Origin of the sequence: Pedobacter roseus (genome assembly GCF_014395225.1) — a bacterium.
Classification (GTDB): domain Bacteria; phylum Bacteroidota; class Bacteroidia; order Sphingobacteriales; family Sphingobacteriaceae; genus Pedobacter; species Pedobacter roseus.
On sequence record NZ_CP060723.1, the window covers coordinates 2,093,543 to 2,119,649 of the forward strand.

Sequence of the window (26,107 nt, forward strand, 5' to 3'; positions counted from 1 at the left end):
AAAGAAAAAACATGGAGAAACCACTCATCACTATAAAAGAAATTGGCCGTAAATATGTTATTGGATCTGAAGTTATTCATGCGCTAAAATCAGTTTCGTTAGATATTAATAAAGGTGAATTCGTAGCATTGATGGGCCCATCTGGTTCTGGTAAATCAACTCTGATGAATATTTTAGGTTGTTTAGATACACCTTCAAGCGGAACTTATATTTTAAATGGTACAAATGTGAGCCACATGAGTGATGATGCGCTTGCAGAAGTACGTAACCAGGAAATTGGCTTCGTTTTCCAAACTTTTAACTTATTGCCGCGCTCAACTTCTTTAGATAATGTGGCATTACCTTTAATTTATGCTGGTACAAGCAAAAAAGACAGAGATGCAAGGGCGGCTAAAGCGTTAGAGAATGTGGGCCTGGGTAACCGTATGGATCACAAGCCAAACGAACTTTCTGGTGGTCAGCGCCAGCGTGTAGCGGTAGCCAGGGCATTAATTAATAATCCATCAATTATTTTGGCAGATGAGCCTACCGGTAATCTTGATACCAAAACTTCGATCGAGATTATGGGTTTGCTGGAAGAAATCCACAGTAAAGGAAATACCATCATTCTGGTTACACACGAAGAAGATATTGCACAGCATGCACACCGCATTGTACGGATGCGTGATGGATTGATCGAAAACGATTATTTAAATACCGACATTAAAAATGTTTCCCCACGTTTGCAGGCCTTAAAAGATAATGGCAGCGACTGGGAGAAAATTAATTAAGGTTAAAGGTATAAGGTGTGGGGCATAAGGCTTTGAAAACCCTAAACCTTAAACCTCTCGCCTTAAACCATAACGGCATGAAAATCTATACTAAAACCGGCGATAAAGGGCAAACCTCATTAATAGGAGGTACCCGGGTTCCCAAATATCATCTACGTATTGAAACTTATGGCACTGTCGACGAATTAAATTCGTACATCGGCTTAATCATGTGTCAGGGTATTGATTCGCATGATCAACAGCTTCTAAAAGAAATTCAGGACAGGTTATTTACCATTGGTGCATCGCTTGCTGCTGATCCGGAAAAGTCTAAAATGAAAATCCCTGATCTGCACGCAACCGATATCACTTTATTGGAAAACGAGATGGATTTAATGAACGAAACACTACCCGCCTTAAAACATTTTGTGTTGCCAGGCGGAAACACTGTTGTTTCTTACTGTCACATTGCGCGTTGCGTTTGCAGAAGGGCAGAACGACTGACAGTAGAGCTTGCAGAAAATAGCTTTGTAGATGAGCGCATAACGATTTATTTAAACCGTTTGAGCGATTATTTGTTTGTTTTGGCACGAAAACTGAGCGCCTATTTTAAAGCAGAAGAAAATATTTGGATACCGCGTGTTTAATAGTGGAAAAATAAGTTTGTTTTGCTCAAAAATTTTAATATACTTTGCGCTTAATAAGAATAAGAATTTAATAGAATTGAAGATATGTATTGGACATTAGAATTAGCATCGCACTTGGAAGACGCACCATGGCCTGCAACTAAAGACGAATTAATTGATTACGGTATCCGTTCTGGTGCCCCTGTTGAAGTAATTGAAAACTTACAGGCACTGGAAGATGATGGCGAGCCTTACGAAACGATTGAGGAAATCTGGCCAGATTATCCTACCAAAGAAGATTTCTTCTTTAACGAAGACGAATATTAATTATCAGTTGCATAAAATTTGAAAAGGCAATTTCCCAAAAGGAAATTGCCTTTTTTAGTTATACTAGAGAGGTCGTCATTTCGACCGCAGTGGAGAAATCTTTTAGCATGGTTTAAAAATTTCTCTCCCGAAAGTTCGGTACTGTGCTTCATCTGATAGCTATCGGATCGAAATGATGACCGATTTTCTAAATCCCTCTTGGGTAATCAGATCAGGAATCAGAATGTAACAAGCGTTTTAAAATTCTCGTCTGTGCAGGAAAAATTACCCTTCTGATAAAATCTATCAATGTAGTGAAAAGCTATATACAGATCTGTAAAGCCTCTATTCTTATCCATCTTAGAGGTGTAGTTTTAATGTCTCTGGTAAATAAAAGTTACATTTTTTAAACAAAACTTAAAAGAAGGGTGTTAATAGATCAATTATATAACATTGCTTAAAAAATTAACACTATGGGAAATTTATTGTATTTAGTAGCAGTAGTATTGGTAATACTATGGGTGATCGGATTTGTATTTCACGGCTTCGGCGACGTTGGTAGCATAATCCACGTTTTATTGGTAATCGCAGTTATTGCAATCCTGCTTAAAGTTATTGGCAGGGCCGCATAAAATATATCATGGCGGACATTTTATCGGATTTGGCATCGCTAAAAACAGATAAAAAAAAGGAGCTTTAATTTTTATTAAGGCTCCTTTATATTTTTTAGTTCTTTAGCAATAGTTCTGCAAGCTCAAGATCAATAGGGTAGGTGATTTTTATATTTCCCCTTTCGCCCTCTATTATATTGATATCATAACCAATTGATTCTACCACACTTGCATCGTCGGTAAAATGATCAGCGAAATCCTGATGATAAGCTTCTTTAAGAACACTAACACTAAACGTTTGCGGGGTTTGTACCAGATAGATCTCATCGCGCTTTAAAGCTGATGATTTTTCGTTTCTGAGCATACGTACACTATCGCTAGATTGTACTGCTGCTATTACGTTTCCATGCGCCTCAGCTGCTTTAAAACAGTTGTCGATAAGAGATTTTGAGACCAGTGGACGAACGGCATCGTGTATGGCTACAAAACTATCTTCTTCGATGGTCCGGATAGCGTTTTTAACCGAATGAAAACGTTCCTTACCACCATCAATAACCTCATGTGGAATATGAAAATTAAATTCTTCGCACAGGCGTGTCCAATAACCTTGCTGATCTTTACTCAGTACCAATAAAATTTTGGGTTGTGTATCGCTTTGCGCAAAAGCTTTAATGGTATGCATTAAAACCGGGAGGTTTTTGAGCAGTAGAAATTGTTTTGGGGTTTCTGTTTGCATCCGATTTCCAGAACCGCCTGCTACAATTATAGCGTAGTATTTCATATTTCAAGAGATGAGATTATAGATTTAAGATATGAGACCTGATTAACTCAAATCTCATATCTCATCACTCAAATCTATATGATTAGCATGGCATCGCCATAGCTGTAAAATTTATATTTTTCTTTTACTGCAACTTCGTAAGCATTCATTACGTTTTCGTAACCACCAAATGCACTTACCATCATCAATAAAGTAGATTCTGGAGTGTGAAAATTGGTAATCATTGAATTTGCAATACTGAAATCGTATGGAGGGAAGATAAATTTGCTTGTCCAGTCGTTTGCAGCTTTTAATGTTCTGTTAGCAGAAACAGCAGACTCTATTGCACGCATTGATGTAGTTCCAACCGCACAGATTTTTCTTTTCTCCTCTATCGCTTTATTTACGATGCCTGCATCTTTCGGCTCGATGATGAATTGCTCAGAGTCCATTTTATGTTTGGTTAAATCTTCAACCTCAACGGTTCTGAAGGTTCCCAAACCTACGTGTAAAGTTACTTCCGCAAACTCTATACCTTTAAGTTCTAAACGTTTCATCAACTCGCGGCTAAAGTGCAAACCTGCAGTTGGAGCAGCTACAGCACCTTCATGCTTTGCGAAAATAGTTTGATAACGTTCTTTATCCTCAGCAGTAGCCTTACGTTTGATATATTTAGGAAGCGGGGTTTCACCTAAAATTTCAACGTTTTTTCTAAACTCTTCGTCGGTACCTTCAAATAAGAAACGGATGGTACGTCCACGTGATGTAGTATTGTCTACAACCTCAGCAACCAATAAATCGTCGTCGCCAAAATATAATTTGTTACCTACACGGATTTTACGGGCTGGGTCTACCAATACATCCCATAAACGCAATTCCTTGTTTAATTCACGCAATAAGAAAACTTCGATTGTAGCACCGGTTTTCTCTTTATTGCCATATAAACGGGCAGGAAAAACTTTAGTGTTATTTAATATCATTACGTCCTTGTCATCGAAATAACCTAAAACGTCTTTGAAAATTTTATGTTCAATTTTACCGCTGTCTTTATGCAATACCATTAGGCGGGCTTCGTCGCGTTGTTCTGCCGGATTATTGGCAACTAATGATTCTGGTAAGTTGAATTTGAATTGTGATAATTTCATTCTTGATGAATTTTTTGAGGTGCAAAAATACGAATTTAATTTTTCTTTTCCGTATTTTATCAAACGCATTTAAGGTATATTATGTTTTACCTCATTTTAAAACAAATTATACTTCGTTAAAACATATTCTACGCATAAAATTAATTAGTTTTGAATATAAGCTGTAACCTTTTCAATGGCTTTGCATCTAACCTCTAATTATGATAATCTTTAGGCTAATAGGCGAGAGTTTCCGTTTTGCATTTGATGCGTTGCGCCAGAATAAATTACGCACCATGTTATCGCTTTTGGCTATAACAATCGGTATTTTTACCATCATTGCTGTATTCTCTGCAGTCGATACTTTTCGTGGTAAATTGCAATCAAGTGTAGATAAACTGGGTTCTAATACCATTTACGTTCAAAAATGGCCATGGAGCTTCGGCGATAACTACCCCTGGTGGAAATACATGAACCGTCCTCAGCCATCACTCCGTGATTTTGAAGCCCTAAGAGAACGTATTGAAAATGCGCAGGGTGTTACTTTCGAAATTTCAACAAGCGATAGGACTATAAAATACAGAAGCAGTTCTGTTGAAGGGATTTCTGTTTGGGCGGCCTCACATGATTTTAATAAAACATGGAATTTTGAGCTTCAGGAGGGTCGCTATTTTACCGAAAATGAAAGCAAAAACGGAACGCCGGTATGTATTTTAGGATCAGACGTAGCGGCCGGACTTTTTGACGGAGATGAACCTGTAGGTAAACAAGTGCAAATTTTAGGGCGTAGATTAACCGTTGTTGGCGTGTTCAAAAAAGAAGGAGAAGATATGTTGGGTACTTCGCTGGATAAAAACGTTAATATCCCGATCAGCTTTGCTAAAGGGGTTTTAGATATCCAGAATGAGCGTTATGGTCCGCAGATTACCGTTCGTGGTAAAGATAATGTGAGTTTAGAGGAAGTGGAGAGTGAGCTGAAAGGTTTAATGCGCTCTATTCACAGAATCAGGCCCGGACAGGAAGAAGATTTTGCTTTAAATAAAACGACCATTATTTCTAACCAATTGGATTCGATGTTTAAAATGGTAAACATTGCAGGCTGGGTAATCGGTGGATTCTCAATTTTGGTTGGTGGCTTCAGTATTGCCAATATCATGTTTGTATCGGTTAAGGAACGCACCAATATTATCGGCATTCAAAAATCATTGGGTGCAAAAAACTATTTTATATTATTACAGTTTATATTCGAATCGATATCGCTTTGTATTTTAGGTGGATTGCTAGGCTTGTTGCTCGTCTTTCTGCTCGCTTTAGCCATTGGAGCGGCAACAGATTTCCATATCATACTTGGTTTGAACAATATTGCATTGGGTATTGGGATATCAATTATTATCGGAACGATCTCGGGTTTTTGGCCAGCTTATTCAGCGTCAAGACTGGATCCGGTGGAGGCGATTAGAAGCTAGTTCAGTTTTCAGCTGGCAATTTTCAGTTAACAATTAATCATAAACTGTAATTTTAAAAGTGGCTTAGCACTGATCTATTGCCATTTTTAAAAAGATTTTTACTTCCCCGTTGATATCTTCTTTGAAATAAATCCTTAAATGGTGGTTAAACTGCCTGGTACCGGGTACCTTGGCAATTTTAGTGAAGCAAAGATTATCTTCATGAGCCTGATCAAAGGGAATAACAATATGTATAAAGTTTTTGCCCAGCTGTGTGAGGTATGCAAAGGGAGTTTTGGATTCGATGACTATCATTGATTTGGTAGCGCGAAGATTAACTTCACTCATTTCTGCCAATCGCTCAATAAAAAAACGGAATAACCCTAAAGTATATTCCGTTTTTCCGTTTAAAAAGTCTTCAGTATTGTTTACCATATTAATATTTAGCTTTAGCTATAAGATTGTAGATAATAATAATAGTTAAATTTGAGTATAAATTCAATAAAATGGTAATTGTTGTGAATAAGGAAACAAATGAGAAGGAAATTAAAGATGCTTTGAAAAAAATTAAAAGTGGCTCAAAGAAATCTAAATTAGCTGACTTTTTCGGAGCGTTACCTGGTGTTTTCGGAGACGGTTTAAAATACCAGAAAAAAGTAAGAAGTGATTGGGATTAACTATGCAGTTGATACCAATTGTTTTATTTATTTTTTAAATAGACACCCTGCATTAATGCCATTTCTAAAAAGTAAATGGGCTTATTGTTATATTACAGAAATAGAGTTGCTTGGAAAAAAAGACCTCTCAAAGGAAGAGGATTTTTTGATCAGAGAAATGCTTAATACTTGTTTAGATAAGAAGTGATTATAGTTTGAAAATCCCGGATGCTCTTGTAGCTGCTACTGCACAGTTATTACAATTACCAATAATTACTGCCGATAAAACATTCACGAGAGTCAAAGAAATTGATTGTATCCTTATTGAGGTATAATTAGAGTATTCAGATATATTACCATTTCCAATACCTGATAAAATAAATATTGAATAAATTTTCATTTCAAATGGATAATTAACCCATTTGAAATGAAAATGATCCTTAGAATTAAGAATCTAAAAGAGAAACTGCTTTATCGTCGACAAACCAGGTTAATTTACCATCAATTGGATCTATTAACTGAGAAGGGAATAAGTCAACATTTTTTTCTGTATCGCCGATTACATGTTTTAAAGCTTCCGCTTTGTTTTCTCCAAAAACCAAAAATGCTACGTTATCCGCTTTATTGATTAACGGTGCTGTAAAACTAATGCGGTAAGTGTTCAGTTTTTCTACATAAACCGAAGCCACGTTTACTTCTTCATCTTTAACCAGAGTAGTATGCGGAAAGATGGAAGCGGTGTGTGCATCATCACCCATGCCTAAAAGGATCAGATCGAAAATAACATCTTCACCATTGAAATGTTTATCGATGGCTTTTTTGTATTCAATCGCGGCTTTTTCAGGCGCTAAAGTGGTGTTTACATAAAAAATATGGTCTTCTTTAATGCCCAATGGATCTAAAATGGTTTTTTTAGCCATTAACCCGTTGTAGTTATCATCATTGGCAGGAACATTGCGCTCGTCGCCAAAGAAAAAATATACCTTTTCCCAATCAATGCGGTGCTGACCTTCAGTTGCCAGGAAATGATAAAGTGCTTTAGGAGAACTACCGCCAGTTAAAACGAAATTGAAACGGTCGTTTTCTTCGATAGACATTTCTGCAATTTTAATTACATAATCTGCCAGATCCTGGTTAAGTTCTTCTAATGTTTTGTATATGAGTAAATTCATTTTATTTTAGTTGATAGTTGATGGTTCATGGCTATAAAACTATTGGGCCATGAACCATCAACATAATTATTCCTTATTCTTCAATGGCAGGTTAAACCAGTGGAAACCGTCTCTTGCAATTAATGCTTCGGCCTCTTCCGGTCCCCAGCTATCGGCAGGGTAGTTAGGGAAATTGATTGATTTTTTGCTTTCCCATGTATTTAAAATTGGCATTACCAATTCCCATGCGGCTTCTACCTGATCGCCACGCATAAACAAAGTCTGGTCGCCCATCATGGCATCCAATAACAACGTTTCATAAGCCTCTGGGGTATCACCTTCGTAGGTTCCTTTATAATCGAAAACCATATCAACAGGATTTAAAACCATATCTAAACCCGGTCTTTTAGCCTGTACCTGCATACGGATGCTCATTTCAGGTTGGATACTGATCACCAGCCTGTTTTGTTGCCAGTTTTCAGTTACTTCAGATGAGAAAATCTGATGCGGCACATCCCTGAACTGAATGGTAATTAACGATGAAGTTTGGTTTAGGCGTTTTCCTGTTCTTAAATAGAATGGAATTCCCTGCCATCTCCAGTTATCGATATGGAATTTTACTGCTGCAAAAGTTTCGGTATTAGAGTGTGCATCTACACCTTTTTCCTGGCGATAACCCGGTACTTCTTTACCTTCAACCCAGCCTTTGCTGTACTGACCACGAACGGTGTGGAAACGGATATCTTCGGCAGAAAAAGGACGCATGGCTTTTAAAACCTCCACCTTACGGTTTCTGATCTCATCAGCATCGAAATTAATCGGAGCTTCCATGCCAATAAGGCAAAGTAATTGTAGCAGGTGATTTTGAATCATATCCCTCAATGCACCAGAACCTTCGTAATAACCACCACGATCGGCAACACCTAACTGCTCGGTTACCGAAATCTGCACGTGATCGATGTATGATCTGTTCCATAATGGCTCAAAAAGGGCATTTGCAAAACGGAAAGCCATCATATTCTGAACGGTCTCTTTACCTAAGTAATGATCGATACGGTAAATCTGTTTTTCTGTAAAAATAGTAGCCAATAAAGTGTTTAATTCTTTTGCCGACTCTAAATCGTGACCAAAAGGTTTCTCAATAACAATACGGCTGTTATCTTCATCCTGCGTAAGTTTATATTTCTGTAAACATTCTGCAATAATAGGGAAGAAGTTAGGCGCAACTGCCAGGTAGAAAATTACCTGTGTACCAGCACCATATTCTTTTTGATATTTTTCTACTGCGTCTTTAAGGTTTTCGAATGTTTTTGGCTGGGCAAAATCAGTAGGGCAGTAGTGGATGGTGTTTCCAAAATTCTCCCACTTATCCTTTTTTACTTTACCACTGCGGCTAAACTGGTTAACGGCATCCTCTAAAGCCGCTTTGTAGCTATCATCGGTAAATTCCGTTCTACCCGTACCAATAATGGCAAACTTATCTGGCATGTAACCCTCCATAAATAAATTATATAGGGCAGGTGCTAATTTTCTTTTGTTCAAATCACCTGTTCCACCAAATATTACAAAAATGGTAGGGTTTAATGCGGTTTTGGTTTTCATTTTATATTGTTGTTCGTGAATCAAATGGGTTATGATAATTTATTCCAATCGGCATGGAAAACGCCTTCTTTATCAATACGCTCAAAAGTATGTGCGCCAAAGAAATCTCTTTGTGCCTGAATTAAATTAGAAGGCATTCTGCCAGTGGTAATGGTATCAAAATAGGTCAAAGTAGATGCAAAAGCAGGAATACCCAGGCCTGAACTGATACAGGCACCAATGGTTTTACGTGTACCAGATAAAGTACCTTTAATGATGTTCTGAATACCAGCATCGCCAAATAAGTGCTCTAAAGCATTGTTTTTTTCGTAAGCCTGGTAAATATCTTCTAAGAATTTAGCCCTGATGATACAACCTCCACGCCAGATTTTGGCAATTTCCTGTAGTTTTAGGTCGTATTTGTATTCTTTAGAGGCTTGTACCAATAAATGCATGCCCTGTGCGTAAGCACTGATCATTGAGAAGTAAAATGCATCTTCCAGTTCTTCAACCGTAACTTCGATTTTAGTATCTTTTTTACCAAAAGCTTCTTCTAAAGAAACCCTTAGGGCTTTAAATTTAGATAAATCGCGGTTAGAAACAGCTTCGTTAATGGTTGGGATTGGCAGCTGAAGTTCCATTGAAACCTCTGATGTCCATTTTCCGGTGCCTTTTGAACGGGCTTCGTCTTTAATCTGATCTAAAAGATCGTTTTGTGTTTCGGTATCTTTAAATAAGAAAATTTCAGCAGTGATTTCTAATAAGAAAGATTGCAACCTGCCTTCATTCCATTTTTTGAATACTTTATAAATTTCGTCGTTTGAGTAACCTAAGCCATTTTTAAGAATGCCATATACTTCGGCAATCAGCTCCATAATGGCATATTCAATACCGTTGTGTACCATTTTAACAAAGTGGCCGGAAGCACCCGGGCCGATGTAAGTTACACATGGATCGGTACCCACTTTTGCAGCTACGGCATCGAAAACATCTTTTACTACGTTATAAGCTTGTTTATCGCCGCCCGGCATCATACTCGGACCGAAACGTGCACCTTCTTCACCCCCTGAAATACCCATTCCGAAGAAATGCAGGCCATCTTTTTCCAGTTCATCTACACGGCGGTTGGTATCGGTAAAGTGTGAGTTGCCACTATCGATAATGATATCACCTTTGCTTAAAAGTGGTTTTAATTCTGCAATAACACTATCTACAATTGGTCCGGCAGGTACTAATAAAATTAATGTACGTGGCGTTTGTAAGCTCGAAATAAAGCTTTCAATATCATCAAATCCTTCTAAGTGATGCGCTTTGCCTTCTTCTTCAAGCTTCGAGATCATCTTTTGGTCTTTATCGTAACCTGTTACAGAGAAGCCCTTATCAGCCATGTTTAACAATAGGTTGCGGCCCATAGTGCCCAAACCGATCATTCCCAATTTATATTTTTTTGATTCGTTATTTGCCATTTTTTATTTTTTAGAATGCACCCAAAATTAGGGTTTACAAATTAATATTGCAGCTATTGTTGTTAAAAGATTGTAATAAAGATCAATTATTTTTTGGGCTCAACCGTAAAGATATTGTACTTATCGGCGAGTTTCCAAAGCTTGGCGCCACCTTTAATCCCATCTCTGTTGGTTACGATTGTAATATTGTCTTCCAGCTTAAAATCGATCTGTTTCGAATTTCCGCCACCTATATATAAGGTATCGTAATTAAAAACTGTTTTATAAATTTCGATTACCTTTTTTAACCTCTTGTTCCAGCGTTCCGTACCAATTTTTTCGAATGCCTTATTTCCGATATAATCATCGTAATCTTCTTCTTTATTAATTGGTAGATGCGCCAGTTCCAGGTGCGGAAGCAGTTCTCCATCGAACAATAAAGCTGTACCGAAACCTGTACCCACGGTAAAAACAATCTCAAAGCCTTTACCTTCAACTACACCTAAACCCTGTTGATCGGCATCATTTACCAAACGCACGGGTTTACCAAGCTCGTTGGCCACGCGCTGGGCAAGATCTACATCAGCCCATTTATTTTTGGCCAGGTTAGGGGCAGTTTTTACAATACCGTTTTTAACATAACCGGGAAATCCGATTGATACGCGGTTATAACTATCAGGAAAAGGCTTAATTAAATCTACAATACCGGTTACAATATCTTTTGGCGTGGCCTCTGCTGGGGTTTTGCTTTTTAAATATTCGGTAATCATATTTCCGCTTTCATCCAAAAGAACGGTTTTTATACTGGTACCACCAATATCGATCGATAATATATTGTTGTTTTCAGCTTTTTTCTGTGTAGCCATAATGTTGTATTTATAATTCCGAAGTTCTACAAATAAATTAAAACAACAAACATTAAATGAATAAGGAAGTAATTTATGTGTAATAATATTATCTATAAAATCTATGTATTTAATAGAATATAATTATGTTTGTTGCGTTAACATAAAAAAGACCACAATTGTTATGACGGTAAATTACCTTGCATTTGCGATACCAGCATTTTTTATTTTTGTATTTATTGAGTTTAAGATCGCCCAGCATCAAAAAAAAGCGAAAATATTCAAATACGAGAGTACGGTTGCAAACTTTAGTGTAGGTATTGCCGAGAGGTTATTGAATTTATTTATCGCTGCCAGTTTTTACCAGGTTTATAATTGGGTGTATAGCAATTATGCCATTTTTGACATTTCGACCAAATGGTACGTATGGATACTTTTATTGCTTTCTACTGATTTGGTTTGGTACTGGTACCACAGGTTAGGGCATGAGATTAATTTTTTATGGGCAGCGCACATTGTGCATCACCAGAGTGAGGAGTTTAATTTATCAGCAGCAGCACGGATTACTACCATACAGGCCATCTTCCGTAATGTGTTCTGGTGCATCCTGCCACTCATCGGTTTTCATCCGAATATGATTATTACCATTCTTTTGGCTCATGGTGCTTATTCTTTTTTTACGCATACACAGTTGGTAGGCAAACTTGGCTGGTTGGAAAATATATTCATTACCCCATCTTTACATGGCGTCCACCATGCGTCGGATGAAAAATACCTCGATAAAAATTATGGTGATGTTTTTGTTTTCTGGGATAAACTCTTCGGTACTTTCCAAAAAGAAGAAGAAGCTCCAAAATACGGTTTAACACATCCCATTAAGAGTTATAGCTTTTTATGGCAGCATTTCCATTATTATCTGGAGATAGCAGAAGCTTACCGGCGGGCAAACGGATTTAAGGCTAAATGGGATGCTGTTTTTGGTAGTCCGGCTTTAATGGACCAGAATATCAGACCGATTTTAGAAGAACGTTATTATCAGAATAAAATACAAACAGAGGCGAAACCTAAACCTAAGTTTAAAATCTATTTAAATATTCAGTTGATTATGGTAGTGGCGATGCTAACAGGTACTACCATGTTTTATGAATCACTAACGTTTGTGCATAAATTTGCCATATTGATCTTTATCCTGGTTACCCTGATCAATATCGGTGCTTTGTTAGAGCAGCGCAAATGGATCTATTACCTCGAATGTTTCAGGTTGATATTATTATTCGGATATTTCTTCTATAGTTTTAATATCATCGAACTTTTAATATTCCCTGTTGTAGGATTGATTATTCTCGAACGTAATTTTTCATTGAATAGCTTGTATAATAAGTACTTTCTTAACTATCAATCCAACACAATTAATACATAGGTAACTTAAAGGCAAAGTTTACTTAATATTAGCGTAACGTTGGCAGGCTACTTTTGCTGGCAAGATGAAGGATGTATATTTAAGCAAAAGTGATGAAGATTTAATGTCTTTGTTGGTAAATCAAGACAGCCTTGCACTGGAGACCCTTTTTAACAGGTACTATCCTGCTTTATGCAAATTTACTTCTATTTACATTAAAGATTACAACAAGGCTGAAGAGCTTATTGCTGATCTTTTTATGAAACTCTGGGACAAAAGAAACGAACTTCAGATTAAATCGATCAAAAAATACCTGTTTACTGCTGCAAAGAATATAGCTTTTAATGAAATTCAACGTGTAAAACTTCATATTTTAAGTATTAACGATCGGGAAGATACACTCGATTATCCGGATACTTATTTAAATCCCCACGAACAACTGACCAGCAGGGAATCCTATTCTGAAATTATGGCTCTGATTAATCTGTTGCCCGATCGGCAACGGGAAGTGCTTTTAATGAGCCGCATTGATATGCTCGAGAAAAATATTATTGCCGATTTATTGGGTATTTCGGTTAGAACTGTAGAAACCTTACTATATCAGGCCGTGAAAAATTTCAGATCGCTCACCACTGACCGATCGGAGATCTAATTCTATTTCCTTTTTTTGCCGGCAAAGTGCACACGATTGAACTCCAATCGTCCTAAAAAGATTATTTATCTAAATATAATTTACATCTGATTTTTGGAAAGGCAGGTTCAGTTTTCTATAGGGTGGCAGTCCCGTTTTTTGATACGAGTTTCGATGAAGGATCGGAAGCTCTTCCCTGCATCCGATAGCTATCGGATCGGGTTTAGTTAACCCATGAAGGTGCTCAGGAATTAAAGTACAGGCTATTGTACCTAAACCCGACAGCAGCAGATCCCGATTTTTTCAATCGGGATGTAGCGGATGGCGGGGCTAAAGGATCTATGAAACACTGACCATTCATTTTCAAATCAAAAGCATTTATATTTTTCCCTGATTAAAACAACCCTTCAACATTATTAATCTATTTAGGTCACCCTTTATACTTAACGATTTGTTAACAATAACTTGATCTTTTTCGCTACGTATAGGCGTCCATTAATCTGTCTTACCTCCAGAACCGCATTACTAAATGGACGAACGTTACTACAAATTAATAGAAGATTACAGCAAGAAAACCATTGGCAGTGAAGATTTAACTGATTTACTGATTTGGGTTGGAAGCAGTCAGCAGAATCAGCAGATTTTCAGGGAAACTTTACAGGCCTTTGAAGCAGCAGATTATTCCCTGAAAAAACCCGTTAATCAACAGAAAAGCTGGTCGGCCATTCAGCAACATATCGAAAAAAGTGCTGATCAGGCACCAATTGTAAAGAAGATCAGCTATCGTAAGTATTTTACTATAGCTGCTGCGATAGTGGTTATCGCTTTCTTGCCAGTGCTCTATTTCAATACCTATCAGCCAAAAAAGGCAGAAGTTGTGGCTTACAATGAAATTTACAATCCGCGTGGGCAGAAAAGGCTGGTGACCATGCCCGACGGTTCTAATATCTATTTAAACGGCGACAGTAAAATTCGTTACGCACTCAATTTTAATACCACCAGCAAACGGATTGTTTATTTAGAAGGAGAAGCTTTTTTTGATGTGCAACACCGCACCAAACAACCTTTTATAGTACATACCGGGAAAGTAAGCACTACTGTTTTGGGTACTTCATTTAATATTAATGCTTATCCATCTTTAAAAAACATCACCATCACCGTGCAAACTGGTAAAGTAGGGGTGCTGTTTAAAAATAAAGACAAAACATCACCTGTTCAGTTTCTTTTACCAAATGAACAGCTTACCATTAATAAAAACAATGGGCAAACGACCAAAAAGCTAGTAAATGCGATCGATTTTGATAGCTGGAGGGAATACAAAATCTTTTTTTACGATAAACCCCTGAGCGAAATTGCTGAAGTTATTGCACGTGAGTATGACCTTGATATTGAAATTAAAACCGAAGCTTTAAAAGAAGTAAAGCTTACCGCAAAATTTGATAAATGTTCGGCAAAGCAGATTATGGATGTAATTGCAAAGCTATCGGACTCAAAATATAAAATCTATGAAAGTAAAGTAATCATTTATTAACGATAAACTATAAAGATAGATATGATATAAAATTACTAAACCGAAAAATGGCTCGAAATGCTGGACACATTTCAAGCCCTGTAAACTGTATACTCATTTGACAAAGTAAAACTTAGTAAAGATATGAAAATTAATACCCGATGGATCAAAAAATTCCATCAGTATCCCTCAAAAGTTATGGTGATTATGGCCATAATGATGTTGAATCTGCTCTCTTTCTCATTATGTACCCATGCACAAAGCGATAAGAAATTTCTGTTCGAAGCGGATGGCATGACACTAAAAAAAGCTTTTGAAACTTTAGAAAAGCTCAGCGGCAATCATATTGCCTATAACAACAACCAGCTCGATGATCAGAAGAGGGTTTATGTTTCAAGAGGAACAAGATCTGTATATGAAGTGCTCGATCTGCTTTTAAAAGGCTTGCCATTTACTTATAAGTCAGGCGGCGCAGGCAACATCCTCATTACCTCAAAAAACACATCTACAGGCAATCTTAGCGGTAAAGTTGTTGATGAAAACAATGAACCGATACCGGCTGCAACAATAAAAATTGTAGAGTTGAATGTATTGGGACAAACCAATAACAATGGAAGTTTTAGTTTTAACGTAGCACCTGGCATTTATACAGTAGAGGCAAGATTTATTTCTTACGAAATTGCCAAAAGGCAACAGGTAAAGGTGAACGTTGGTGGAACCACTAATGTTAATTTTAAACTGGTGCAAGCTGATAATTCATTAAACGAAGTGGTGGTAACTGCCTTAGGTATTAAGAGGCAGGAAAAAGCTTTGGGTTATGCGGTAACTAAAATTGATAGTAACCAGTTAACGGACGCTGTTTCTACCAACTGGACGGACGCTCTTTCGGGCAAGGTTGCAGGTTTAAATTTGATCAGATCAAACAGTGGTCCTGCGGGTTCAAACAAAATTATTTTAAGGGGCGAAAATAACCTGACTGGTGATAATGAAGCGCTAATTGTTTTGGATGGGGTAGTAATCAATAATAGTGGTGGCAGACGTACAGCCAATAGTTCAGACGGTGTTTATGGTACCGGAAGTGATAACATGCCTGCCGATTATGGAAGTTCTATCAACGATATCAACCCGGAAGATATTGAAAGTGTAACTGTATTAAAAGGTCCGGGTGCTGCCGCTTTATATGGACAACGTGGTGCAAATGGAGCGATTATCATTACCACAAAATCGGGTAACTCAAAGCATAAAAAAGTAAATATCAGATTTACTTCCAACGGGTCTTTCGAAGAGGTTAACCGCTGGCCTGATATGCAATACGAGTATGGTCAGGGACTAGATGGTGCAGCCTATTATTCGTATGGTGCAAGCGCCGATGGTGCAAGTACAAGTGGAACCAGTTCGGCTTACGGACCACGTTTTGATGGCCAAATGTTTTTCCAATACGATCCGGTGACACAAACTGGGGGTAAAACCAGAACACCCTGGGTGCCTTATAAAAACCAGATCAGGGATTTCTTTAGCACAGGCGAAAATTTAACCAACTCACTGAGTTTAGATGGACGTTACAAAAACACCACTGCCCGTTTTTCGGTTACCAACCAGAACAATACCTGGATTGTACCCAATACCGGAATAGAGCGTACTACACTTACCTTATCAACCAATACGGATGTTACTTCTAAATTAAAGATTGCCACCAAAATCAATTATGGCAACAGATTTAGCGATAACCTGCCAGGTGCGGGTTATGGTAACCAATCGTTAATGTACTGGTTTATTTTCTGGCAACCAAACGCAAGCCTGGATTGGATCAAAAATTATTGGGCAAATGGACAGGAAAATAGAGTAATTAAATATCCGTTTAGTTCCTTCCCGGAGAACCCTTATGCAGTAGTTGATGAATTTATCAATAGAACCGGACGTAATAATATAACGGCAAATATTCAGGCCAGTTATCAGTTCACAAAAGAGTTAAGTTTATTATTAAGGTCTAGTATTGATTATTCAAACGAGCGACGTGCGCAAGACCGTCCTTACGATTCAGGTAGTCGTTTGCCTAAAGGTTCAACGCGTCAACAGCACATTAATGCGCAGGAAACCAACATCGATTTCCTTTTAAGATATGATAAAAAAATCAGTAAAAATTTCAGTATCAACGCCACTTTGGGCGGAAGTGAGCTAAGGAATAAATACAATAAATCGGATTTACGTGCTGATGGTTTAACCGTTCCTGATATCTACGATTTAACCAATAATTTATATCCATTAATTTCTATTCCTGATACCAGCAGATATAGGATTAATAGTTTTTACGGGGTTTTATCTACCAACTATAAAAATTACTGGTATGTAGAACTTACGGGGCGTAAAGACTGGAGCAGTGTATTGGCTACAGCAACCAGAACTGATAATGTAGGCTTTTTCTATCCGGCAATCAGTACCAGTTTTGTGCTTTCAGAATTCTTTAAATTGCCAAAAGCTATCAGTTTTGCTAAATTAAGGGCTTCAGTTTCGCAGGTAGGTAGCGGTGGTACCACACCTTACCGTACAGCTTATACCTATTCGTTGGCATCGAACGGCACTTATCCTGATAGTTCGCTGGTAAATCCGACCATCTTACCAAACGAAAATTTAAAACCGCTTAAAACAACCACTTACGAGGTAGGTACTGAAGTGAGTTTATTTAAAGGAAGGTTGGGATTTGATGTTGCGGTTTATGCCGGAAATACCAAAAACCAGATTTTAACCCGAATTGTGGACCGCTCAACAGGGTATAACCAGGCGTTGATCAATGCAGGGCAGGTAAATAATACGGGTGTTGAGGTAGCCTTAAACGGCACACCAGTTGTCACAAAAGGAGGTTTTAAGTGGACGATGAATGCCACTTTTGCTTCAAATTCGAATGTAATTAAAGCCTTAACCGATAGCTCAATTATTCTACGTACCGGTCCTGTAGCTGGCGGCCAGATTGTAGCAAAAGTTGGCGGAAGTATGGGCGATTTATACGGCAGGGGATACGTTCGCGATCCGCAGGGCAATGTGGTTTATGATGCTACAACAGGTTTTGCAAAAATCACGAATGATGTAGTATACCTTGGCAATACCATGCCAAAATACAAATTCAGTATCGGAAGTACCTTTGCTTACAGAAACATCAGTTTAAGCGTGTTATTTGATGCACAGGTTGGCGCTGTTGCACACTCTTTGTTAAATTATAAAATGGTTGAACAAGGTAAATTAACCAGCACGTTGCCAGGCAGGTATAATGGTATTGTAGGTAATGGAGTGGTTCAATTGGCCAACGGTTCATACGTTCCAAATACAACTGTTGCTTATGATATTGACGAATATTACCGCTCGCATGCTGGTGCAGATAATGCCGAGGGCAGTACATTCAGTACCGATTTTATTAAATTCAGGGAAGCTTCTCTAAACTATAAGTTCAATCCACGTTTCCTGAAAAGGCTGGGGCTATCAACAGCTACCTTTGGCGTGTATGGCCGTAATCTTTTCATCTGGTCGCCTTGGCCAATGTTCGATCCGGAGTTTGGTACGCTTAGCGGTTCTGATATCGTTACCGGATTTGAGATCGGTCAGTTCCCGTCAACCAGAACGTTTGGTTTCAATTTATCAATTGGCATATAATCTTTTAAAACATGAAAAAGAATCTATATAAAATTATTGCAGTTTTGCTGGTGTCGGTTACTACACTTTCCTCATGCGATAAAAACTTTCAGGAGGTTAACACCGATCCGATCAATATCCTTTCAACAACACCTGATAAATTATTGGCGCCAGCCCTGGTTAATACATTAACCTATGGCATGATCCGCAACCGTAATTTCAATAACGAACTGATGCAGGTAACTGTAAGTATCAGCGATGGTGACGGAACGGTATTTCGGTACGAATACAGAAGTACCTTTTCTGATTATTTATGGAATGCCTGGTATGTTCAGCTAACCAACTTTAAGGATATTTATAAATTAGCTGGCAAACCTGGAATGGAAAATAAATCTTACCAGGGGATTTCTTTAATCTGCCAATCCTGGGTTTATTCCATGTTATCTGATACCTATGGCGATATCCCTTATTTCCAATCAAACCAAGGTAATACTGGTGTTTTAGAACCAAAATTCGACAAGCAAAAAGATATTTACCTCGACATGTTTAAAAAACTCGAAGAGGCCAATACATTGTTAAGCGCAGGAACGGCGATTACGCCATCAAGTGATCCGGTATTTAAAGGCGATGTTGCAAAATGGCGTAAGTTCTGTAATTCATTATACCTGAGGTTATTGTTAAGGGTGTCGGGTAAATCAGAAGTTTCTGCACAGGCAATTGCCAAAATCAAAGAAATTATAGATACCAATCCAGGGAATTATCCTGTTATGGCAAACAATAGCGAATCGGCAACTTTACCCTGGACAGGTTTAACCGGAACAGATCCTTTTGTTAATCCTTATGTAAACGGGGTAAGGGTACAGGATTTCAGGTCGCCTGCCATTGGAAGCTTTTTTATTGAGCATTTAAGAGACTGGGCCGATCCACGTATCGACGCAAATGCACCAAACGGAGATGGCGGCGTAAACAGATTAGGGATTGCCCAGGGGCCTCAGGGTTATTCAGGCGTGCCGAGTGGTTACGCGGTGGGTGCCGGGGTGGTTAAACAGGCTTATTTTTATTCCTACGATCAGGCACTTGGAAGCAGTACTTATGGTGCGAAATCTTTACAACAATCGGCTAAAACAGGTATTTTGATGAACTATGCAGAGCTTCAGTTCATTTTAGCCGAGGCTGCACTAAAAGGCTGGATCAATGGTTCTGCAGTTAATTACTATAACGCAGGTATTGCCAACGCCATTAATTATTGGGTACCAGCTTTTACTACCTCAACTACATCTGCAGCCTTTACCAAATATGTTACAGATGCGGATATAGACTGGGATAATACACAATCTATGGATGGTAAAATGGAACAGATCCACCTGCAGAAATACTTCGCGCTGTTTCTTGTTGATATGCAGCAATGGTTCGAATACCGTCGTACAGGTCACCCGATCCTGCCGAAAGGTACAGGTTTAAGAAATGGCGGCGTAATGCCGGCCAGAATGACCTATCCGGTTTATGTACAATCTGCAAATCCAACAAATTACCAGCTGGCAGTGGCAGAACAGGGACCCGATGCAATCAATACAAACGTATGGTGGCAGAAACCGTAACCTACAATTAAAAAATGATCAAAATGAAAAAGATAATATTTTATAGCATAACTTTTCTATCATTGGCCTTAACATGGTCTGCGTGTAAAAAATCAAATTATCCAGGCGGTGTAATAGGCGATTATGTACCGTTGTACGATTTAAGAAACCTGTACAAAGGATCGGATGTTACGCTGACCAACGAGAACATGTTTGGTTCAAGCAGCATAACTGGTGTGGTAATATCAGATCATTCGGGCAAAAACCTGCCTGAAGGACTGCTTATTATACAGGATAAACGTCGTTTAGGTTTAATCAGGGGTATTTCTATTCCCATCGGTGCTGATGCAGCCAAATATGTTCCGGGAGATTCTGTTGGGATAAAAGTTGAAGGAGCCATATTAAAAAGAGTAAATGGAATCTTACAGGTTACCGGTATTTCGAGCAGTGCCATCACCAAAATCGCATCCAATGTTCCTATTCCACCCAACCGAGTGGGCAGTAGTTTTATTCTGGCTAAACCAAATGATTACGAAAGTACGCTGGTGGCCATTGTAAAAGCCGGATTTGAGCCTGGCGCGGGTCCTAATGATACCTATGCTGGTGATAAAACCATTAATGATGGTTTTGATAATTTCACTTTGCATACAGAAGCAACCGCAACCTTTGCAAATACAGGCGGACTTAATTTTAACGGAAACTACTATGGGATTATCTTTAATACCATCGGTGCAAACGGAGTATTAAAACCGCACCAGAGAATGCGTACTATTAAAGATGCCGTAGCTTTGAGTTCTACACCTGATATTGCTTCGGCAATTATTACAGGTTACATGGCCGATGCTGAAGGTGGTGACGGAAACTACGAATATATGCAGTTTATGGCCACAAGAGATATTGATTTTGAGGTAACCCCATTTTGTGTTGTGGTAACAAATAACGCAGGTGCATCATCACCAACGGGTGTTTTTCCAACAAAAGGATGGGCAACAGGTGCAGATGCATTAAAAACACCTGTAGGATTGGTTGCAAGAACCTATAAATTTAATTTAACTTCAGGAAAGGTTTCAAAAGGCGAGTTCTTTTACGTTGGTGGATCCTCTAAACTGATTAATGGATCAAAATCAAAATCTATTGCATCATCTAAATGGATCAGATCTAAAGATTATACTGTAGCAACCCCGGCAAACGCACCTGCAGGAAACGGTGATGGTTTCGGTTTATATACCACAGGCCTGTTTGCCAATTCCGGTAACGCATCTGGTTTTGCAATTTTCGAAGGTACAACTGTTGATGTAAATACGGCACCGATCGATGTAATCTTCGTCGGTGGTGGCGGTAGTTTATACAATGCACCTTCAGTTGGATATAAGGTTGCCAATACCGATTTTTATGATAAAATAAATCCAATTACGCTGGCATCCCAACCGTACTATAGAAGCGGCGAAAATACTTTATGTTTTAACTATCAACTGCCAGCCGATCAGGGTTTCTGGAACAAACTTGGTGGAATATACAACCCATCTTTAGGTAAATGGATCAAAGCAAGAAGTCAATCAGATATTAACCTGAGTACATCATCAACGATAGAGGATATCGAGGGTACTTCTTTGGTGAGGATTTTGAATGCTGTAACGGGCGAGTATATCCGTACAGATACCATTCCGCCAACCAGATTAAAATAAATCATTATAGTCACAAAGAAAGCCTTCAGGTTTTCTTTGTGGTTTTACAATCATCCCATTCGTTTACATCAACATGAACAGAAGATCATTTATACAAAAATCAACTTTATTAACCACCACCTTATTCGTTAGCTTAAAATCATTTCCTTCATCACTTTTTTCTGTAGATGGCCTGGTAAGCGGTACCGTAACGAGTAAAGGAAAAGCCGTAGCTGGTGTTGTTATTTCTGACGGCTATAGCGTGGTACAGACCGATAAAACCGGAAATTATCAGCTAAAATTGCACGAACTGGCCCGTTTTGTTTGGATCAGCACCCCGTCGGGTTATGAGTTTAAAACCGAAAGCAGCATTGCCCGTCACTACTATAAACCGGATACCGCTGGTAAATTAAACTTCGATCTTAAACCATTAAAACAGAACGATAACAAACATAATTTTATCATTTGGGCCGATCCGCAGGTTAAAAACAAAAAAGATGTACAACAGATGATGGAAACCTCTGTGCCCGATACCCGTGAAGTGGTAAAAAGCATGGGAAAAACATTGGTGCACGGTATTGGTGTAGGCGACTTGGTTTGGGATAACTTCGATCTTTTTCCAGCTTATGACGAAGCCATTGCCCAAATCGGGATTCCTTTTTTTCAGGCTTTAGGTAACCACGATCAGGATTACAGGCAGGGTGGCGACGATACTTCCGATCGTACTTTTCAGGCACATTACGGCCCAACATATTATTCTTTCAATAGGGGAAAAGCCCACTACGTAGTTTTAGACGACGTACGTTATTTAGGTGTAGAAAGAACTTATGATGGCTACATTACACCAACGCAATTGGAGTGGTTGGCCAAAGATTTACAATTGGTACCTAAGGATGCTTTGTTAATTATTTGCCTGCATATTCCGGTACACAATTCAGTAAAAAATAATGATGATTTTTATGCTGTTTTAAAAGATTTCAAAAACGTTCATATTATGTCTGGTCACACCCATTTTAATAAAAATGTGATTAAAAACGGGATTTATGAGCATAACCATGGTACAGTTTGCGGTGGCTGGTGGACAGGCCCTATCTGTGGCGACGGAACGCCGCGTGGATATGGTGTTTATGAAGTGAACGGAACAGATTTAAAATGGTATTACAAATCAACTGGAGAAGACCGTAAAAAACAGTTGAGCATTTATGTGGATACCTTAACCAATCAAAAAAGATTGATCGCCAATGTGTGGAATTACGATCCGGAATGGAAAGTAGAATACTTTTTAGATGGAAAAGCGATGGGTACTTTGACAACCCAGGATGGATTTGATCCTTTATCAGTTAAATTATATAAAGGAGATAAATTGCCAAACCCAAGACCATTTGTTGAACCCATCTCTACAGATCACTTATTTTTGGCTCATTTTGAACCTTCAGTTAAAAAAGTAAAAGTAATCGCTACTGATCGTTTCGGAGAAAAATTTGAAGCGGAAATAGAAGCCTAACAATTTTGTCAGATGACTGTGGTTAGAAATTTAATATAGATTTAATTAACCGCGTTATATGGGAACACATGATACCATTATCTTGTGGATTAATTTAATAGCGTAGATGTTAACGTTCAACGCCACCGTAAAATCCCTTTTTTGGATATGAAACTTAAAAAAACAACAATTTTGATTCTTTTATCCGCATTTGCAGTAAAATCGAATGCTCAAGATGTTAAATTCCCAGTATTTAGTGCAGAAGCACATCGTGGCGGACGAGGTTTAATGCCTGAGAATAGCATTGAGGCCATGTTAAATGCGATGAAGATTGATGGCATTACCACTTTGGAAATGGATACGCATATTTCAAAAGATGGCAAAGTAGTGGTAACGCATGATGATTACCTGAGCCCGGCTTTTATGCTTACGCCTGATGGAAAAGATATTCCGGTAACAGATGCTAAGAAATATCCGATTTTTGGCATGAATTACGATGAGATCAAACAATTTGATTTAGGAACCAAATATTATGATCTTTTTCCTAAGCAAAAAAAGGAAAAAACACATTTACCGTTACTTGCCGATCTGATCGATGCCGTACAGCGTGATATCAAATCAAATAAACGCAAACAGTTTTTCTACAATATCGAAACTAAATGCAGCGAAAGCGGTGATGGAATTACCAATCCTAAACCGGAAGAATTCGTTAAACTTTTGATGGACGTGATCATCAGGAAAAAGATTACTGATTTTGTAGTGATTCAATCTTTCGATAAACGTACCATTCAGATCATCCATGAGAAATATCCAAAAATGAAAACTTCTTTTTTGGTGGCCAATAAAAAAACTTACGACGAAAATATTGCTGATTTAGGCTATAAACCTTTTATTTTGAGTCCGGTTTGGCAAATGGTTAACGAAGAGTTTGTAAAAAAGGCGCATGCTAATGGGGTAAAAATCATCCCATGGACAGCCAATACTTTAGCTGATATTCAAAAGTTAAAAGCATTTAACGTTGATGGTATTATTTCTGATTATCCTGATATTTTAGTGCAGGCGAAATAAGAAGAAAATTATCTTTCAGAATGAAATTAAATAATAAAAAAAGCGAACCTCATGGTTCGCTTTTTTTATTTAGTTATAAATTTCATTATGGCGTAACTCCCGAGCACATGGGAGTTAATTTCCAAAGAGTTAGCTTAATAAGTAGCTGCTAATTTCAATGCATTATAAGCATTCACAACACCACCACTGATACAAAGATCAGAGAAAGGAACAGAAACTTTTTCAGCACCTGGCTCTTCACCTTTGGCATATTCTACATTGTGGTTAACCTTGGTAACCGATTTAACGATAATTTCTTTTACCTGGGCCGCAGTTAATTTTGGATAATAAGAACGGATTAATCCGGCTAAACCTGCCACAACAGGAGAGGCCATACTGGTACCATCTAAGTTTTTGTATTTAGAACCCGGTACCGTAGAGTAAATCTGAACACCTGGTGCAAAAACATCTACCTGCTCTTTACCAAAGTTAGAGAAACTTGCTTTAAGGGTTTCATCATCTTTAGGTCCCGAAGCACCAACTGTAATCCATGAAGCGATGGTTTTTGCATCTAAGTCTTTATGGTTAGGGAAATTGTTTTCTACATCAATATTTTTGTTTTCGTTACCTGCTGCCTGTACAATCAATACATCTTTAGATGCTGCATATTTCATGGCTTCGTTAACAATGGCCTTGTTCCAGCTGTAAGCCTTACCAAAACTCATGTTGATTACTTTTGCGCCATTATCAACCGCATAGCGAATGGCGTTAGCAACATCTTTATCCCTTTCATCACCATTTGGAGTACAACGCACACCCATAATGGCAACATTATCTGCCACACCTAAAATACCTAGTTTGTTGGTTCTGTCAGCAGCAATAATACCAGCAACGTGTGTTCCGTGCATGGCATCCGGACCAGCTACATCATTATTGCCATAAAATTTTTCGGTTACATTGTTTGGATCATCGCCTACAATCGAGCGTGGATCATAATCAAGATTTAAATTATAATTTGCTTGACGGGTGTAATAATCCAATCCCTCTACGATCTGATCTTCGTAAAAGTCTTTAAAACTTCCTTTTTCAAGTTGCTGACTTAATACATTCTGTATCCTGCCTTCAACTTCGGTTGATGGTTTAAAGTTTTTAAAATCCTCAACTGTTGGGTTTTCTTTTCCGATCTTTTTTACAACAGCATCTAATGCATTTTTGAAACCGGTAATGCCAGCTAAATTTTCTTTAGCTTCTGCTAATTGTTTTTCTAAATCTGCGCGTTCTGCTTTAAAAGTTTCGAAATCTTTTTTATCCTTTTCTGCAACGTTTGCATCTGTAGTACTGGCAAAACGTTCCTGATCGCGGCGTACCAAACGTGTTAATTCCAATGTTTCAAAATTTACCGATTCTTTCGGTCCACCGATAAAATTCCAGCCGTTAATATCATCAATATAACCGTTTTTATCGTCGTCTTTACCATTACCGGCAATCTCATTGGTATTTACCCACATAATGCGTTTTAAGTCTTCATGTGTGGCTTCAACACCGCCATCGTTAACAGCAACAATCACTTTTACCGATTTTTTACCTTTTAAAAGTTCTTTATATGCTTTTTCGGTGCTGATTCCGAATGTACTGTCACCTTTAAGATCAAGATTTTGCCAATTGGCTTTTTGTGCATTAACTAATGTTGGCACTGCACTTACGAGCGCCAAACTTAAAAGCGTTCTGAAAATTCTACTCTTATTCATTTATTTATTTTTGTATTAAACGTCGAAAGTTAATTTTAATTTTTTTATTGAAAGAAATTGTAGCAAAAATTATGCTTTTGGCATATTTTATTAGATAAATCGTCATTCCCGGGTAAGCGGGAATCTTA

The 26,107-nt window shown here is 38.1% G+C and carries 23 protein-coding genes; 15 read left to right on the forward strand and 8 right to left on the reverse strand.

Annotated elements, in window-relative coordinates:
* Window positions 1-11: 11 nt before the first annotated feature.
* From H9L23_RS08595 to H9L23_RS08610, 4 genes are all read left to right on the forward strand, one after another.
* Window positions 12-770 (forward strand): ABC transporter ATP-binding protein, encoded by a 759-nt coding sequence (locus tag H9L23_RS08595; protein ID WP_187594567.1) that lies wholly within the window; start codon window positions 12-14, stop codon window positions 768-770.
* A 77-nt stretch (window positions 771-847) separates the two neighbouring features.
* Entirely contained in the window at window positions 848-1,396 is a 549-nt protein-coding gene (locus H9L23_RS08600) for a cob(I)yrinic acid a,c-diamide adenosyltransferase (RefSeq protein WP_187594568.1), read from the forward strand.
* Between the two features lie 84 nt (window positions 1,397-1,480).
* A complete protein-coding gene (locus H9L23_RS08605) occupies window positions 1,481-1,702 on the forward strand; it encodes a DUF2795 domain-containing protein (RefSeq protein ID WP_010603503.1) in 222 nt (73 codons plus the stop codon).
* 452 nt (window positions 1,703-2,154) lie between these two features.
* Complete coding sequence (locus H9L23_RS08610) at window positions 2,155-2,313, forward strand: lmo0937 family membrane protein (RefSeq protein ID WP_115684169.1); 159 nt, start codon at window positions 2,155-2,157, stop codon at window positions 2,311-2,313.
* A 94-nt stretch (window positions 2,314-2,407) separates the two neighbouring features.
* On the opposite strand, the gene H9L23_RS08615 is transcribed toward H9L23_RS08610, so the two are convergent.
* Both H9L23_RS08615 and queA read right to left on the reverse strand, forming a co-directional pair.
* Entirely contained in the window at window positions 2,408-3,073 is a 666-nt protein-coding gene (locus H9L23_RS08615) for a 2-C-methyl-D-erythritol 4-phosphate cytidylyltransferase (RefSeq protein ID WP_187594569.1), read from the reverse strand.
* 74 nt (window positions 3,074-3,147) lie between these two features.
* A complete protein-coding gene (gene queA, locus H9L23_RS08620) occupies window positions 3,148-4,197 on the reverse strand; it encodes a tRNA preQ1(34) S-adenosylmethionine ribosyltransferase-isomerase QueA (RefSeq protein ID WP_187594570.1) in 1,050 nt (349 codons plus the stop codon).
* Window positions 4,198-4,397: 200 nt separating this feature from the next.
* Here queA and H9L23_RS08625 point away from each other — a divergent pair, with 200 nt between their 5' ends.
* On the forward strand, window positions 4,398-5,642 hold the full coding sequence (locus H9L23_RS08625) for an ABC transporter permease (protein WP_187594571.1): 1,245 nt from the start codon (window positions 4,398-4,400) through the stop codon (window positions 5,640-5,642).
* Window positions 5,643-5,705: 63 nt separating this feature from the next.
* On the opposite strand, the gene H9L23_RS08630 is transcribed toward H9L23_RS08625, so the two are convergent.
* A complete protein-coding gene (locus H9L23_RS08630) occupies window positions 5,706-6,056 on the reverse strand; it encodes a DUF5655 domain-containing protein (protein WP_187594572.1) in 351 nt (116 codons plus the stop codon).
* An 83-nt stretch (window positions 6,057-6,139) separates the two neighbouring features.
* Between H9L23_RS08630 and H9L23_RS08635 the strand changes: the two genes are divergently transcribed.
* Together H9L23_RS08635 and H9L23_RS27065 are read left to right on the forward strand one after the other, a co-directional pair.
* Entirely contained in the window at window positions 6,140-6,298 is a 159-nt protein-coding gene (locus H9L23_RS08635) for a hypothetical protein (protein ID WP_187594573.1), read from the forward strand.
* 194 nt (window positions 6,299-6,492) lie between these two features.
* Complete coding sequence (locus H9L23_RS27065) at window positions 6,493-6,612, forward strand: PIN domain-containing protein (RefSeq protein WP_187594574.1); 120 nt, start codon at window positions 6,493-6,495, stop codon at window positions 6,610-6,612.
* Window positions 6,613-6,723: 111 nt separating this feature from the next.
* Here the strand turns inward: H9L23_RS27065 and pgl are convergent, their stop codons facing one another.
* The 4 genes from pgl to H9L23_RS08660 form a co-directional block, all read right to left on the reverse strand.
* A complete protein-coding gene (pgl, locus tag H9L23_RS08645; protein WP_187594575.1) occupies window positions 6,724-7,449 on the reverse strand; it encodes a 6-phosphogluconolactonase in 726 nt (241 codons plus the stop codon).
* Window positions 7,450-7,515: 66 nt separating this feature from the next.
* The gene (gene zwf, locus H9L23_RS08650; protein WP_187594576.1) at window positions 7,516-9,030 is read right to left on the reverse strand and encodes a glucose-6-phosphate dehydrogenase; all 1,515 of its coding nucleotides are present in this window, start codon (window positions 9,028-9,030) and stop codon (window positions 7,516-7,518) included.
* Between the two features lie 29 nt (window positions 9,031-9,059).
* Complete coding sequence (gene gndA, locus H9L23_RS08655; RefSeq protein WP_187594577.1) at window positions 9,060-10,475, reverse strand: NADP-dependent phosphogluconate dehydrogenase; 1,416 nt, start codon at window positions 10,473-10,475, stop codon at window positions 9,060-9,062.
* Between the two features lie 86 nt (window positions 10,476-10,561).
* Window positions 10,562-11,320 carry an ROK family protein gene (locus H9L23_RS08660; RefSeq protein WP_187594578.1) on the reverse strand — a complete coding sequence of 253 codons (759 nt, stop codon included), beginning with the start codon at window positions 11,318-11,320 and terminating at the stop codon, window positions 10,562-10,564.
* A 163-nt stretch (window positions 11,321-11,483) separates the two neighbouring features.
* Between H9L23_RS08660 and H9L23_RS08665 the strand changes: the two genes are divergently transcribed.
* The 8 genes from H9L23_RS08665 to H9L23_RS08700 all read left to right on the forward strand — a co-directional run bounded on the left by H9L23_RS08665 (window position 11,484) and on the right by H9L23_RS08700 (window position 24,252).
* Window positions 11,484-12,719, forward strand: a complete 1,236-nt coding sequence (locus tag H9L23_RS08665; protein ID WP_187594579.1) for a sterol desaturase family protein — start codon at window positions 11,484-11,486, stop codon at window positions 12,717-12,719.
* A 64-nt stretch (window positions 12,720-12,783) separates the two neighbouring features.
* On the forward strand, window positions 12,784-13,350 hold the full coding sequence (locus H9L23_RS08670) for an RNA polymerase sigma factor (RefSeq protein WP_187594580.1): 567 nt from the start codon (window positions 12,784-12,786) through the stop codon (window positions 13,348-13,350).
* Window positions 13,351-13,858: 508 nt separating this feature from the next.
* On the forward strand, window positions 13,859-14,860 hold the full coding sequence (locus H9L23_RS08675) for a FecR family protein (protein WP_187594581.1): 1,002 nt from the start codon (window positions 13,859-13,861) through the stop codon (window positions 14,858-14,860).
* Between the two features lie 123 nt (window positions 14,861-14,983).
* On the forward strand, window positions 14,984-18,481 hold the full coding sequence (locus tag H9L23_RS08680; protein ID WP_246474888.1) for a SusC/RagA family TonB-linked outer membrane protein: 3,498 nt from the start codon (window positions 14,984-14,986) through the stop codon (window positions 18,479-18,481).
* 11 nt (window positions 18,482-18,492) lie between these two features.
* Complete coding sequence (locus H9L23_RS08685; RefSeq protein WP_187594582.1) at window positions 18,493-20,058, forward strand: SusD/RagB family nutrient-binding outer membrane lipoprotein; 1,566 nt, start codon at window positions 18,493-18,495, stop codon at window positions 20,056-20,058.
* A gap of 23 nt (window positions 20,059-20,081) precedes the next feature.
* The gene (locus H9L23_RS08690) at window positions 20,082-21,722 is read left to right on the forward strand and encodes a DUF5689 domain-containing protein (RefSeq protein WP_187594583.1); all 1,641 of its coding nucleotides are present in this window, start codon (window positions 20,082-20,084) and stop codon (window positions 21,720-21,722) included.
* A gap of 73 nt (window positions 21,723-21,795) precedes the next feature.
* A complete protein-coding gene (locus tag H9L23_RS08695; RefSeq protein WP_187594584.1) occupies window positions 21,796-23,205 on the forward strand; it encodes a calcineurin-like phosphoesterase C-terminal domain-containing protein in 1,410 nt (469 codons plus the stop codon).
* Window positions 23,206-23,352: 147 nt separating this feature from the next.
* On the forward strand, window positions 23,353-24,252 hold the full coding sequence (locus H9L23_RS08700; RefSeq protein WP_187594585.1) for a glycerophosphodiester phosphodiesterase family protein: 900 nt from the start codon (window positions 23,353-23,355) through the stop codon (window positions 24,250-24,252).
* Window positions 24,253-24,386: 134 nt separating this feature from the next.
* Here H9L23_RS08700 and H9L23_RS08705 read toward each other — a convergent pair whose 3' ends face one another.
* Complete coding sequence (locus H9L23_RS08705) at window positions 24,387-25,979, reverse strand: S8 family peptidase (protein ID WP_187594586.1); 1,593 nt, start codon at window positions 25,977-25,979, stop codon at window positions 24,387-24,389.
* Between the last annotated feature and the right edge of the window lie 128 nt (window positions 25,980-26,107).